Genomic DNA, 13625 nt, shown 5'->3' on the forward strand with positions numbered 1-13625 from the left:
AGCGTCCCTTGCGCCTCCCCCACGCACGACCCTGCCGTCGACCGTCGGCAGGGCGGTACGGCACCTCCTGGAGTGAGAGTGGAACGTCGTAACCTCCTGCGTGCGGCCGTCATCGGCGGCACTTCGGCCGCCCTGGGCGGAACCCTGTGGCGCGGCGCCGCCCACGCGGCCCCGGCCCAGCCCGGCACCGGCCCCTACGGGGCGCTGGGCTCCCCGGACGCCAACGGCATCAGGCTCCCGAGCGGCTTCACGAGCCGCGTGATCGCCCGCTCCGGCCAGCAGGTCGGGAGCACGTCCTACACCTGGCACAACGCCCCGGACGGCGGCGCCTGTTACGCCGACGGCACGGGCTGGATCTATGTCTCGAACTCGGAGATCAACCCGTCGGGCGGCGCGAGCGCGGTGAAGTTCTCGTCGACGGGCGCGATCACCGGCGCGTACCGCATCCTCTCGAACACCCGCCAGAACTGCGCCGGCGGCAAGACGCCCTGGAACACCTGGCTGTCCTGCGAGGAGGTGTCCCTCGGCTATGTCTACGAGACCGACCCGTGGGGCACGAACGCGGCGGTGCAGCGCGCGGCGATGGGCCGCTTCAAGCACGAGGCGGCGGCGGCCGACCCGGTGCGCAAGGTGGTCTACCTGACCGAGGACGAGTCGAACGGCCGCTTCTACCGCTTCGTGCCGACGACCTGGGGCAACCTGTCGTCCGGCAAGCTCCAGGTGATGGTCGCGGGCGGCGCCACGAGCGGCTCCTTCACCTGGACGGACGTCCCCGACCCGGACGGCTCCCCCACGGCCACGCGCTCCCAGGTCTCCGGCTCCAAGTCCTTCAACGGCGGCGAGGGCTGCCACTACGCGAACGACACCGTCTGGTTCACGACCAAGGGCGACAACCGGGTCTGGCAGCTCAACCTGCTGAACAACACGTACGAACTGGCCTACGACGACTCCCTCGTCAACGGCACGGCCCCCCTCACCGGCGTCGACAACATCACCGGCACCTCCTCCGGCGACCTCTTCGTCGCGGAGGACGGCGGCAACATGGAGATCTGCGTCATCACCCCGGACGACGTCGTCGCCTCGTTCCTGCGCGTCGACGGCCAGTCGGGCTCGGAGATCACGGGCCCGGCCTTCTCCCCGGACGGCACCCGCCTCTACTTCTCCAGCCAACGAGGCACGACCGGCAGCTCCTCGGGAGGCATCACCTACGAGGTGAAGGGCCCGTTCCGCTCGTAGCCTCACGGTTCGACTTCACACAACCATCACAAGATGGTCACCTTGCCATCATCAAGGGCCCGCCGATCCTACGGTCATCCCCTCACGTAACACCTCTGGGGGGATGACCATGACCAATCCGTACGGCGGCCCGCACAACAACCCGTATCCCGCACCGCCCGCGCCGCAGTCCGCACGCCCGGCGCCCCGCTGGGCCAGGAAGCGCTACGTGCTGCCCGCCCTGGGCCTGGCCCTGTTCATAGGCGCGGGCATCGGCGCGGGCGGCGGGGAGACCACCACCGACGCGAAGCCCGCGGCCGCGAAGCCCCAGCCGACCGTCACGGTCACCGCGACGGCGACACCGCTCGCGAAGAAGCCGGAACCCGCTCCCACGGTCACCGCCACCAAGACCGTCAGGGCCACCACCACCGTCACCGCCCGCCCGGCGACCGGCGGCGGCTCCGACGACAGTGACTCGGGGAACGACTCGGGCGGCGAGGACGTGTACTACGCCAACTGCAGCGCCGTCCGTGCCGCCGGTGCCGCGCCCATCAGCCGTGGTGAACCCGGGTACGCCTCCCACCTGGACCGTGACAACGACGGGGTCGCCTGCGACACGTGACCCCCACCCGCCGGTGTGACCATCGGCGCGTCCGGCCGTTCCTCCGGTTGGGCAGCTCGTACGGGCTGCCCGGCCGACGGAAGGAACACCACCGTGGACACGACCGTGCCCGCCCCCGACGCAGAGCCCGTGCTGCCGCGCGCCGAGTGGGTCAAGACGCTGCCGCAGACCATCGTCGCGTCGTGCGTTCTGCTGCTCGACGCAGAGGACCGGATCCTGCTGCTGCGCTATGCCGGCTGCCAGCCCGCCGCCGGGCTCTGGGGGCTGCCGGGCGGCATGCTCGACCACGGTGAGGACCCCCTCGGTGCCGCGCTCCGGGAGTTGTACGAGGAGACCGGCATCGTCCTCGACCGGGCTCCCCGGCTCATCGGCTACGACCACCGTGCCGACGTGAACGGCACGGGCCCGGTCATCGACTTCTACTTTTACGGCGGCCGCCTTCCGGCAGAGCTGTCCGTCCGGCGCAGCGCCGAGCACGACGACGACGGCCTGTTCGCGCTCGGCGACCTGGAATCCACCCCGCTGACAGACCTGTTGCCTGCCCTGACCGCCCTGCACACGGCCGCGCTGACCGGAACCGTCGTCTGCCTGCGGGAAGGCCTGCCCCAGTGACCGCGCCACGCCGCCTGGCGGCAGCCGTCCTGGCTTCCCTCGTACTGTCCCTGACCCTGAACACGCCCTCGTCCCCGGCCACGACATCCCTCACACCGGACGGGCTGGAACAGGAGGCGGCGAGGGCCCTGGAAACCACCCGGGCGGTCAGCGTCCACATCCGCGTCCGGGACCGACGGCACACCGTCGAGGCAGGCGCCGGAGAAGCCGCCCTCGGCACCGGCCGTCCCGTGCCGGACGGCGCGCGCTTCCGGGCCGCCAGCGTCACGAAGTCCTTCGTGGCCGCGACCGTGCTGCACCTGGCCGCCGAGCGGCGGCTGTCCCTGGACGACACGGTGGAGCACTGGCTGCCCGGCCTCGTCCGGGGACACGGCAACGACGGCCGCCGCATCACCGTCAGGCACCTGCTCCAGCACACCAGCGGCCTGCACGACTACGACAGCACCGAGCTGACCGGCAGGACGGCCCCCGACTTCGAGCGCCGGCGCCTCGACCACATCGACCCCGGGCGCCTCGTCGCCGCCGCCCTGCGGCACGCCCCGGACTTCCCCCCTGCCGCCCCCGGCGACCCCGAGCCCCGCTGGAGCTACTCCAACACCGGCTACCACCTCCTGGGCGCCATCGTCGAGAAGGTCACGGGACGCCCCTGGGCGGAGGAGGTGCGGGACCGGATCGTCCGCCGGCTGGGGCTGCGCGACACCCGTGTCCCGGGAGACGACCCGTACCTGCCGAAGCCGTACGCCCGCACCTACCACCGGTTCGCCGGGTCCGGCGGCTACACCGACACCACCGTCCGGAACATGGCGTGGGCCGGTGCCGCCGGTGCGCTGGTCTCCACGTCCCGCGACCTGGACCGGTTCTTCACGGCCCTGCTCAGCGGTGAACTGCTGCCGCCCCGGGAGCTCGCCGCGATGCGCACCACCGTCCCGGCCAACGAGGAGCACCAGCGGTTCACACCCGGGCTGCGCTACGGCCTCGGCCTGATGCGACAGCCGCTGCCGTGCGGCGGCAGCCGCTGGGGCCACCACGGCGACCTCGAAGGCACCTTCGTCCGAACGGGCGTCACCGCCGACGGCAGCCGGTCCGTGGTCGTCACGGCCAACGGCAGGACCACCGACGACACCCACCTCCTCACCACCGAGAAGGCCCTCCAGGGGATCATCGACCGGCTGCTGTGCCGGCCATGACCGGCGCTCAAGCCGTCGGCAGCAGATCGACGGCCCGCACCCGCTTCAGATGGATCAGGAGGTCGAAGCAGCGGCCCAGCGCGATATTGAACTCGTTGCGCTCTTCCGGGTAGGCGGTGCCGACACTGCGCGTGGGCCGGGCCGTGCCCAGCCAGCGACGTGCCGGGCCCGGCACGGTCCGCAGGTCCAGGACGTACCGGTCGTGGCGCACCCGGTCCAGCGTGTGCTCGTTGCCGCCGGGCCGGGCGGGGCCGACCGTGTGGGTGAGCATGTGCGTCTCCGCCGGGTCGGTGGCCTTGAACGCGCCACGGCCGAAGGTGAGCCCGATGCTCACATAGCCCCTGCCGAGCCGGTCGCGCAGGAACGCCCCCTGCGTCCTGGGCAGGACCTTCGGGTCCTCGGGTTCGTAGCCGACGTGGTTGTTGTGGCCCGCCAGCAGGATCCGGTGCCCGGTGTGCCCACGCCACCAGACGACGTTGTCCGCCATGACCTCGTCCCGCCACCGCATCGCCTCGGCGACCTGCCGCGGATCCTCGAAGTCGAAGCCGTAGCCGGTCGCCGTCTGGTGGATGACCGTGGCGTGCCGCAGCACCTCGGCGAACCGGCCCGCCTCCCCGCCCGGCGCAAGCGACTCGAGCAGCTTCAGGGCGCGTCCCGTCCGGGAGGCCATCTCCCGCCGTTCGGCGAGCGGCCGGGCGAGATAGGCCTTCTGGTACACGCCGGAAGGAACCGTCGGCCGCAGCCCCCGGTACAACTCCGCGAAGCGCGGCGCGAGTTCAGGCCGGACGCGGGCCACGTACTCCGTCACCCGGTCGTACAGGTCGGGCCCGGTGTAGCCCCAGTCGTCGCCCATGAACCGGACCGGGTCCCCGGGGTGCTCACGGTTGTACGCCCGCATCCACTCCACCAGTGCCAGGTTCTCGGCAGTGTTGTTCAGCGCGTAGGTGTACTGGAAGTCCTCCCGCATGATGCGCCGAGGGTCGCCCCTGCCGTGCACGACGTAGTCGTCGAGGCGCACTCCGGTGCTCCAGGCCGTCTCCAGGGCGAAGGTGCGAAAGCCCCGCCTCTCGACCAGGTACCGGAAGACCCGGTCCTTGACCGTGAGGAACTCGTGCGAGCCGTGCGTCGCCTCGCCCATCCCCACCACGGCCGCGCCCCCGACCGCTCCGCCGACCGGCCGGAGGTCGCCGGCGTCCCCGCCGGGTTCGGCGGTAGCCAGGGGACTCGCGGCCCGCTCCAGGACCGGCACGACCGGTTCTGTCGCAGCGCCGGGAACGGCGGCGGCAGGGGCCGGAGCGAGGAAGGCCAACCCCAGAACGATGAAGGTCCACGGACGCGGGCGCGACATACCCGCATACCTGCCCCGCGCGGAACAGCCGTGCCGCAGCAGGCCCGGGAATCACCCGAAAGGGCCAGTCGGCGCACGTGCGCCGTGGAGGTCTCGTCAGTCGTCGGCCTGAACCTCGATGTCCAGGATCTCCGCAAGCCGGGACAGCCCCTCGAGGGCACGCTCCTTGTGCGCGGACACGACGCGCGTACGCTCGGCCGGCGGCAGATGCCTGTCAGCCTCGGCAAGGAGGTCCGCGTACTCACCGAGTACCTGCAGGGTGAGATTCGCGAGCTGTCCCGCTCTGCGGTGCACGGGGTCGCCCGGGTTCAGATCGCCTTCGAAAATCTCCAGTGCCTCGTCCAGGTGCGAACGTCGGCCTGTACTGAGAGTGCCCGGGGCTGGCTTCTTGTCCATGCCTGAGTGTCCCGCAATGGCTGGACGAGTGAAGCGCCGACAGAGCGGGGCCGGCACCCCGCACAAGGTGCCGCCCCCGCTCTCCTCCGTGGTCCGGAGCCGCCGCGATCGGTTTTGAGGGTCGGGGACCGACGACGGCTCCGGGTTCTGGGTGGCCCCGGGCGGGGGCCACGCTCTAGCGGTGGTCGCTGCCCTGGGACTGGACCGCCGCCCGGCCCGCTTCCAGACGGGCCACCGGGATGCGGAAGGGGGAGCAGGAGACGTAGTCGAGTCCGACCTCGTGGAAGAAGTGGACCGACTCCGGGTCGCCGCCGTGCTCGCCGCAGACGCCGAGCTTGAGGTCGGGGCGGGTCTCGCGGCCGGCCTTGGCGGCGAGCTTGACCAGGGAGCCGACGCCGTCCTTGTCGATCGTCTCGAACGGGGAGACGCCGAAGATGCCCTTCTCCAGGTACGCCGTGAAGAACGAGGCCTCCACGTCGTCCCGGCTGAAGCCCCACACCGTCTGGGTCAGGTCGTTCGTGCCGAAGGAGAAGAACTGGGCCGCCTCGGCGATCTGACCGGCGGTCAGGGCGGCGCGCGGCAGCTCGATCATGGTGCCGATGGACAGCTTGAGCTGGGCGCCCGAGGCCGCCTCCACCTCGGCGATGACCTTGTCGGCCTCCTCGCGCACGATCTCCAGCTCCTGCACCGTGCCGACGAGCGGGATCATGATCTCGGCGCGCGGGTCGCCCTTGGCGGCCTTGCGCTCGGCCGCGGCCTCGGCGATCGCCCGGACCTGCATGGTGAACAGGCCGGGGATGACCAGGCCGAGGCGTACGCCGCGCAGGCCGAGCATCGGGTTCTGCTCGTGCAGGCGGTGGACCGCCTGGAGGAGTCGCAGCTCGTTCTCGTGCGGCTCCTGGCGGGACTCGGCGAGGGCCACCCGGACGGACAGCTCGGTGATGTCCGGGAGGAACTCGTGCAGCGGCGGGTCCAGGAGGCGGATGGTGACCGGGAGGCCGTCCATCGACTCGAAGAGCTGCACGAAGTCCTGCTTCTGGAGCGGGAGCAGCTCCTTGAGGGACTCCTCGCGCTCGGCCTGGGTGTCGGCCAGGATCAGCCGCTCCACCAGCTCGCGCCGGTCGCCGAGGAACATGTGCTCGGTGCGGCACAGGCCGATGCCCTGGGCGCCGAAGCGGCGGGCCCGCAGCGCGTCCTCGGCGTTGTCGGCGTTGGCGCGCACGCGCAGCCGGCGCTTGCGGTCGGCGAAGGCCATCATGCGGTGGACGGCCTCGACGAGCTCGTCGGCGTCGTCGGCGCCGGGGTGCATCCGGCCCTCGAAGTACTCCACGACCGGCGAGGGCACGACCGGTACCTCACCGAGGTAGACCTTGCCGGAGGAGCCGTCGATGGAGACGACGTCGCCCTCCTCGACGACGTGCCCGCCCGGCACGGTCATCCGGCGGCGCTTGGTGTCGACCTCCAGCTCCTCGGCGCCGCAGACACAGGTCTTGCCCATGCCGCGCGCGACGACGGCCGCGTGGGAGGTCTTGCCGCCGCGCGAGGTCAGGATGCCCTCGGCGGCGATCATGCCGTCCAGGTCGTCGGGGTTGGTCTCACGGCGGATCAGAATGACCTTCTCGCCCGAGCGCGACCACTTCACGGCCGTGTACGAGTCGAAGACCGCCTTACCGACCGCCGCGCCCGGCGAGGCGGCGATGCCCCGGCCGACCTGCGAGACCTTCGCGTCCTCGTCGAAGCGCGGGAACATCAGCTGCGCGAGCTGCGCGCCGTTGACGCGGGTGAGGGCCTCGGCCTCGTCGATCAGGCCCTGGTCCACCAGCTGGGTCGCGATCCGGAAGGCAGCGCCGGCGGTGCGCTTGCCGACGCGGGTCTGGAGCATCCACAGCACACCGCGCTCGATGGTGAACTCGATGTCGCAGAGATCCTTGTAGTGGTTCTCCAGCGTCTCCATGATCTGCATCAGCTGGTCGTACGACTTCTTGTCGATCCGCTCCAGATCGGCGAGCGGCACGGTGTTGCGGATGCCCGCGACGACGTCCTCGCCCTGGGCGTTCTGCAGGTAGTCGCCGTAGACGCCCTGGTGGCCGGAGGCGGGGTCGCGGGTGAAGGCGACGCCGGTGCCGGAGTCGGGGCCGAGGTTGCCGAAGACCATGGAGCAGACGTTGACGGCCGTGCCCAGGTCGTGCGGGATGCGTTCCTGGCGGCGGTAGAGCTTGGCCCGGTCGGTGTTCCAGGAGTCGAAGACCGCGTGGATGGCGAGGTCCATCTGCTCACGCGGGCTCTGCGGGAAGTCCCGGCCGGCCTCGGTCTTGACGATCTTCTTGAACTTGGTGACGAGCTTCTTGAGGTCGGCCGCCTCCAGCTCGGTGTCGACCGTGACCTTCTTGGCCGCCTTCGCCGCCTCCAGCGCGTCCTCGAAGAGCTCCCCGTCGACGCCGAGGACCGTCTTGCCGAACATCTGGATGAGGCGGCGGTAGGAGTCCCAGGCGAAGCGGTCGTCGCCGGCCTGCTTGGCGAGGCCCTGCACCGACTTGTCGGAGAGGCCGATGTTGAGGACGGTGTCCATCATGCCGGGCATGGAGAACTTGGCGCCCGAGCGCACCGACACCAGCAGCGGGTCGTCGGCCTGGCCGAGCTTCTTGCCCATGCGGGCCTCCAGGGCGTCGAGGTGTGCACTCACCTCGTCACGCAGTGCCGCCGGCTCCTCGCCGCTGTCGAGGTAGACCTTGCAGGCCTCGGTGGTGATCGTGAAGCCGGGCGGGACCGGCAGGCCCAGGTTCGTCATCTCGGCAAGGTTCGCGCCCTTGCCGCCGAGGAGGTCCTTGAGGTCCTTGTTGCCCTCGGTGAAGTCGTAAACGAACTTCACGCCCTCAACGCTCGCGGCCTGCTCGGCTACCGGGAGATCTTTGTTATCCGACACGGGTCTCGACTCCTCGAGGACGCGGTGGCTGCCCTGACGGCGAGGAACATACCCAGATCGAAGGCGTCTGGGTACGTCCATGCGCGCGTCATGCGCCTGTAACCACTCGTCCGCCAGCGGATCGAAAGTCAAGGCTTGGCAAGCAATCACAGCCGCACGTGTTCACTTCTTGAACGCATGAACCTCCATCAGGCTCCCTGAGCGCTCACCTGAGCGGCGTTCCACACGCTTGAGTTCGATCGATGAACGATCAAAGGGTGGCACTCAGTGCCACCCCTTGGAGAAGTGCAGTCGCTCATGATCCGCTCATCTGAGCGCAACCCTTATCAGAGGTGGCGAGAATCACGCTGCCACAGCCAGCCGGATTTCACCATGCGGACGCATCACGGGGGCGAAATGTCCCTGTCACACTCCGAGCGCCCGCAGCCGCTCCTCGACCCGCTCGGGGGCGTACAGGTGCTCCACGACCATCGCACCCGCCCCCACCAGCCCCGCACGCTCGCCCAGCCGCGAGGTCACCACGTCCAGATGGGCCGTGGAACGGGGCAGCGCCCGCTGGTAGAGCAGTTCGCGCACTCCTGTCAGGAAGGGAGTTCCGGCCAGATCTCCGGCGATCATCAGCACGCCGGGGTTCAGCAGGGTCACGACGGTCGCCAGGACGTCCCCGACCCGGCGCCCGGCCTCCCGGGCGAGACCGACCGCCTCGGGGTGCCCCGACGCCAGCAGATCCCGCACATCCGAGCCGGAGGCCGCGGGCACCCCGGCCTCCGCCAGCCGCCGCGCCACCGCCCCACCGCTCGCGATGGCGGCCAGACAGCCGTAAGAACCGCACCGGCACAGCGCCTGGGCGCCCTCCGGCACCCGGATGTGCCCGATGTCCCCGGCGCCCCCGTCGGTGCCCCGGAACACCGAGCCGTCCACCACGACCCCGGCGCCGATGCCGGTGGAGACCTTGACCAGCACGAAGGCCGAGCAGTCGGGGTAGCCGGTGCGCTGTTCGCCGTACGCCATGAGGTTGGCGTCGTTGTCCACCAGCACGGGCACGGCGGCGGCGCCGGTGTGCTCGGTCAGGGCCCGGGACAGCCGGCCCCTTATGCCGTAGCCGTCCCAGCCGGGCATGATCGGCGGCTGGACGACACGGCCGGTCTCGGTGTCGACCGGGCCGGGCACCGCGAGCCCGACACCGCACACCGAATCGGCCCCCTGCCCGGCCTTCTCCAGCAGCTCGGCGAACCAGCGGCCGAGTTCGCCGAGCACGGCATCCGGCCCGTCCTCGACGGCCAGAGTGCCGGAGTGCTCGGCGAGGATCTCGCCGCTCAGCGACAGCACGGCCGCCCGCGCGTGCCGGGTGTCGAGGTCGGCGGCCAGGACGACGGCGTGCTCGTCGTCGAACTCCAGGGTGATGGAGGGGCGTCCGCCCAACGGGGAGTCCACCGGTCCCCCGGCGCCCTCGCGCAGCCAGCCCGCGCGGAACAGCCGGTCGAGGCGCTGCCCGACGGTGGCCCGGGACAGTCCGGTCGCCTGCTGGAGCGCGCCCCGGGTCACCGCGCGGCGACTGCGCACCAGTTCGAGCAGTTCGCCGGCGCTGGCCTGGCCGGCGCCTCGTCCCGTTCTCTGTACAGCCCTCTGCCCCGTCCGCTGTCCCGTTCTCCCGGGCTGTCCGGTCATGCACACCCCCTTGTGTTTCCCAACCTTGCCTTACATAGTGGGTTTTGCGTGTTAAATAGACGTAACCCCACGGTAGCCGCAGCCGAACCAGTCGGCCGGACGTCTTTTCGGAGAGCCCCGAGTGGACCGCACCGCCCAACGCGCCCTACGCCGTACCGGACGCACCGTTGCATACGATCCGTCCAGCACCGTCTCACCCCTGCAGGTCAGGGCCGCCGCCGTGCTGGACGCGGGCTGGACGGGGACGTCCACCGTGCCCTCGCGCAGCCTGTATCCGCACCAGTGGTCGTGGGACTCGGCGTTCATCGCGATCGGCCTGCGGCACGTCTCGCCGTTACGCGCCCAGACGGAACTGGACACGCTGCTGGCGGCCCAGTGGGCGGACGGGCGGATCCCGCACATCGTCTTCAACCCCTCCGTCCCCCTCGACGCGTACTTCCCGAGCCCCGACTTCTGGCGCTCCTCGACCGCGGGACGTACCGCGGGCGCCCCGCGCACCGTACAGACCTCCGGGATCGTGCAACCACCGGTCCACGCGCTGGCGGCGTGGCTGGTGCACCTGGCCGACCCGGGCCTGTCGCGGGCGCGCGGCTTCCTCACCCGGATGTATCCCCGCCTCGCCGCCTGGCACCGGTATCTGCTGCACCGGCGCGACCTGGGCGGGGCCGGACTCGTGTCCGTCGTGCACCCCTGGGAGCAGGGCATGGACAACAGCCCCTGCTGGGACCGTCCGCTGACCCGGGTCACCCCGGCCCCGGCCCGCTCCTTCCGCCGCGCCGACCTCGACCACGGCTCCCCCGAGGACCGGCCCACGGACCTGGACTACGGGCGGTACGTGCGGCTCGCGAGCGACTACCGGGACCGCGGATACGCCGACGGCGGAATCGAGGGGGCGGCCCGCAGGGCCTCGGTTGAGGGTGGCGGTGGGAGACGGGCGGGCGAGTTCGCCGTGGAGGACCCGGCGTTCAACGCGCTGCTCATCGCCTCCGAGTACGCCCTGGCCCGGATCGCCCACGAGCTGGGCGCGGCGGGCTCGGCCCGGCAGGCCCGCGCCGAGCGGCTCACCGCCGCCCTGGTGGAGCGGCTGTGGGAGCCCGCGGCGGGGATGTTCCTGTGCCGGGACGTGCGCGCCGGCGAGCTGATCCCCGAGCGCGGTGTCTCCGGGCTGATCCCGCTGCTGCTGCCGTCGCTCCCGCGCGATCTCGCCACCACCCTGGTCCGCACGATGTGCGGCCCGCACTTCGGCCTCGGCGGCAGCACCCGCCTGGTGCCCAGCTACGACCTGCTCGGCGAGGCCTTCGACCCGCACCGCTACTGGCGCGGCCCGGCCTGGATCAACACCAACTGGCTGCTGGAGGGCGGCCTGCGGCTGCACGGTGAGCGCGGGCGGGCCGACGCCCTGCGCAAGGGCATCCTGCACACCGCCGACGCCTCCGGCTTCGCGGAGTACGTCGACCCGTACACGGCACAGGCCTGCGGCGCCACCGGCTTCGGCTGGACCGCCGCGCTCACGCTCGACCTGCTGCACGACCGGCCCGCAGGGGACAGAAACGGCGTCACGGCGATCACAGGAGGGGACCGGGGATGACGGACCGGCATCATCTGCTCGTGCACGGCGGGACGTTCGCCGCCGTGGGGGACCGCGGCGACATCAGCGGCTACCGGGGCGGCAGCGCCCCGGACGGAATGTTCGTACGGGACGCACGGCATCTCAGCCGGTGGCAGCTCACGGTGGACGGGGCCGTGCCCGACACGCTGACGCCGGTGGCCGACGGGGACACCGCGCGCTGCGTCCTCGTCCCGCGCGGCGGCCGCGACGAGCCGCCCGCGTACACGCTCTTCCGTGAACAGGCCGTCGGCGACGCCTCGTTCGTGGAGTCGCTGCGCATCACCAGCAACCGCCCGGCGCCCACGACGGTCCGCCTCGCGGTCACCGCCGACGCCGACTTCACCGACCAGTTCGAGCTGCGCTCCGACCACCGCACCTACACCAAGGCCGGTGCCGTCCGCTCCCGCCAGGTCCTCGGCCACGGCGTGGAGTTCACCTACCGGCGCGGCGAGTGGCGCTCGTGCACGACGGTGACGGCCGAGCCCCACCCGGACGCCGTGGAGGAGACCGGCACCGGCGCCCGCCGCCTGGTGTGGACCCTGGACCTCGCACCGCACGGCACCGCCGAGCTGATCCTGCGGGTCATGGCCCGCCCGCACGGCGAGCAACGGGCCCTGCGCGTCCCCCGCTCCCCGGCCGCCGTGCGGGAGCGACTGCTCGCCCGGGAGGGCGAGTTCTCGGCGGGCCTGGCCTTCCCGGCCGGCTGGCCTGAGCTGGCCGCGGCCTGCTCCCGGGGGCTCGCCGACCTCGCCCTGCTCCAGGTCCCGGCGAAGGGCCCGGACGGCGAGGAACTGCGCGTCCCGGCCGCCGGCGCCCCCTGGTTCCTGACCCTGCTCGGCCGGGACGCCCTGCTCACGTCGCTGTTCGCGCTGCCCTACCGGCCCCGGCTGGCCGCCGCGACCCTGCCCGCGCTCGCCGCGACCCAGGCCATGGACGCCGCCGCGAGCGAGGTCGCCCAGCCCGGAAAAATCGTCCACGAGGTGCGGCACGGCGAACTGGCCCACTTCGGCCAGGTCCCCTACGGCCGCTACTACGGCTCGGTCGACGCCACGCCGCTGTTCCTCGTCCTCCTCGGCGCCTACACGGAGCAGACCGGCGACACCGCCCTGGCCCGCCGCCTCGAACCCCACGCCCGCGCGGCGGTCGGCTGGATGCTGGACCACGGCGGCCTGACCTCGCGCGGCTACCTCGTCTACCGCGCCGACCAGGGCGGCCTCGCCAACCAGAACTGGAAGGACTCCCCCGGCGCCATCTGCTCCGCCGAGGGCACCCGCCCCCACGGCCCGGTGACGGCCGCGGGCGCCCAGGGCTACGCCTACGACGCGCTGCGCCGCACGGCGGGGCTCGCGCGCACGGTGTGGCAGGACGGGACGTACGCGGACCTGCTGGAGCAGGCGGCCGGTGACCTGCGCGACCGCTTCCAGCGGGACTTCTGGATGGCGGAGCACTCCTTCCCGGCGCTCGCGCTCGACGGCCGGGGCGAGCAGGTCGACGCCCTCGCCTCCGACGCCGGGCATCTGCTGTGGTCGGGCCTGCTGGACAAGGAGTACGGCGAACAGGTCGGCCGGCGTCTCCTCGAACCGGACTTCTTCTCCGGCTGGGGCGTGCGCACCCTGGCCGCCGGCCAGCCGGCCTTCCACCCGCTCTCCTACCACCGCGGTTCGGTCTGGCCGCACGACAACGCGCTGATCGCGCTGGGCCTGGCCCGCTACGGACTGCACGACGAGGCCCGCGCGATCGCCCGCGGCCTGGTCGACGCGGCGACCGCGACCGGCAACCGGCTCCCGGAGGTCCTCGCGGGCTACGGCCGCGACACCCACCCGGAGCCGGTGCCGTACCCGCACGCGTGCGTACGCGAATCCCGCTCGGCCTCGGCCCCGTTGGCGCTGCTCACGGCGGTCGGGGGCGTCTGAGCGGCGGTGGGCGGGACGGCCGGCCGGACGGTTGGCCGGACGATTGGCCGGGCGTTTGCCGGGTGTTTGCCGAGCGCTGGCCCGGCGGGCTGAACGCACCTGGTGGGCGCACCGTACGGAACTGAGGCGGAC

The 13625-nt window shown here is 72.0% G+C and carries 10 protein-coding genes; 6 read left to right on the forward strand and 4 right to left on the reverse strand.

The annotated features are described in order from the left end of the window. Positions 1-78 precede the first annotated feature (78 nt). From ACFZBT_RS00580 to ACFZBT_RS00595, 4 genes are all read left to right on the forward strand, one after another. Entirely contained in the window at positions 79-1236 is a 1158-nt protein-coding gene (locus tag ACFZBT_RS00580; RefSeq protein ID WP_391097386.1) for an alkaline phosphatase PhoX, read from the forward strand. A 109-nt stretch (positions 1237-1345) separates the two neighbouring features. Further along, positions 1346-1837 (forward strand): excalibur calcium-binding domain-containing protein, encoded by a 492-nt coding sequence (locus tag ACFZBT_RS00585; protein WP_391097387.1) that lies wholly within the window; start codon positions 1346-1348, stop codon positions 1835-1837. A 93-nt stretch (positions 1838-1930) separates the two neighbouring features. Next, positions 1931-2449 carry an NUDIX domain-containing protein gene (locus tag ACFZBT_RS00590; RefSeq protein ID WP_391097388.1) on the forward strand — a complete coding sequence of 173 codons (519 nt, stop codon included), beginning with the start codon at positions 1931-1933 and terminating at the stop codon, positions 2447-2449. Further along, entirely contained in the window at positions 2446-3636 is a 1191-nt protein-coding gene (locus ACFZBT_RS00595) for a serine hydrolase (RefSeq protein ID WP_391097389.1), read from the forward strand. The genes ACFZBT_RS00590 and ACFZBT_RS00595 overlap by 4 nt, the downstream gene beginning before the upstream one ends. A 7-nt stretch (positions 3637-3643) precedes the next feature. On the opposite strand, the gene ACFZBT_RS00600 is transcribed toward ACFZBT_RS00595, so the two are convergent. The 4 genes from ACFZBT_RS00600 to ACFZBT_RS00615 form a co-directional block, all read right to left on the reverse strand. Continuing rightward, positions 3644-4984: an erythromycin esterase family protein gene (locus ACFZBT_RS00600; protein ID WP_391097390.1), complete on the reverse strand. Its 1341-nt coding sequence runs from the start codon at positions 4982-4984 to the stop codon at positions 3644-3646. Positions 4985-5080: 96 nt separating this feature from the next. Beyond that, complete coding sequence (locus ACFZBT_RS00605; protein ID WP_391097391.1) at positions 5081-5380, reverse strand: hypothetical protein; 300 nt, start codon at positions 5378-5380, stop codon at positions 5081-5083. Between the two features lie 175 nt (positions 5381-5555). After that, positions 5556-8303, reverse strand: a complete 2748-nt coding sequence (gene ppdK, locus ACFZBT_RS00610; RefSeq protein ID WP_391097392.1) for a pyruvate, phosphate dikinase — start codon at positions 8301-8303, stop codon at positions 5556-5558. Positions 8304-8708: 405 nt separating this feature from the next. After that, positions 8709-9971: an ROK family protein gene (locus ACFZBT_RS00615; protein ID WP_391097393.1), complete on the reverse strand. Its 1263-nt coding sequence runs from the start codon at positions 9969-9971 to the stop codon at positions 8709-8711. A 121-nt stretch (positions 9972-10092) separates the two neighbouring features. Between ACFZBT_RS00615 and ACFZBT_RS00620 the strand changes: the two genes are divergently transcribed. After that, positions 10093-11559, forward strand: a complete 1467-nt coding sequence (locus ACFZBT_RS00620) for a hypothetical protein (RefSeq protein WP_391097394.1) — start codon at positions 10093-10095, stop codon at positions 11557-11559. After that, positions 11556-13493: a glycogen debranching N-terminal domain-containing protein gene (locus ACFZBT_RS00625; RefSeq protein ID WP_391097395.1), complete on the forward strand. Its 1938-nt coding sequence runs from the start codon at positions 11556-11558 to the stop codon at positions 13491-13493. Before ACFZBT_RS00620 ends, ACFZBT_RS00625 begins: the two co-directional genes overlap by 4 nt. The last annotated feature ends 132 nt before the right edge of the window (positions 13494-13625 follow it).

This window comes from Streptomyces sp. NPDC008137 (genome assembly GCF_042957035.1).
Lineage (GTDB): Bacteria > Actinomycetota > Actinomycetes > Streptomycetales > Streptomycetaceae > Streptomyces.

Excerpts from the sequence above, each read along its gene's own strand:
- ACFZBT_RS00585 (WP_391097387.1), top strand. The coding sequence starts at position 1,346 with ATGACCAATCCGTACGGCGGCCCGCACAACAACCCGTATCCCGCACCG.
- ACFZBT_RS00600 (WP_391097390.1), bottom strand. The coding sequence starts at position 4,984 with ATGTCGCGCCCGCGTCCGTGGACCTTCATCGTTCTGGGGTTGGCCTTC.
- ACFZBT_RS00605 (WP_391097391.1), bottom strand. The coding sequence starts at position 5,380 with ATGGACAAGAAGCCAGCCCCGGGCACTCTCAGTACAGGCCGACGTTCG.
- ACFZBT_RS00615 (WP_391097393.1), bottom strand. The coding sequence starts at position 9,971 with ATGACCGGACAGCCCGGGAGAACGGGACAGCGGACGGGGCAGAGGGCT.
- ACFZBT_RS00625 (WP_391097395.1), top strand. The coding sequence starts at position 11,556 with ATGACGGACCGGCATCATCTGCTCGTGCACGGCGGGACGTTCGCCGCC.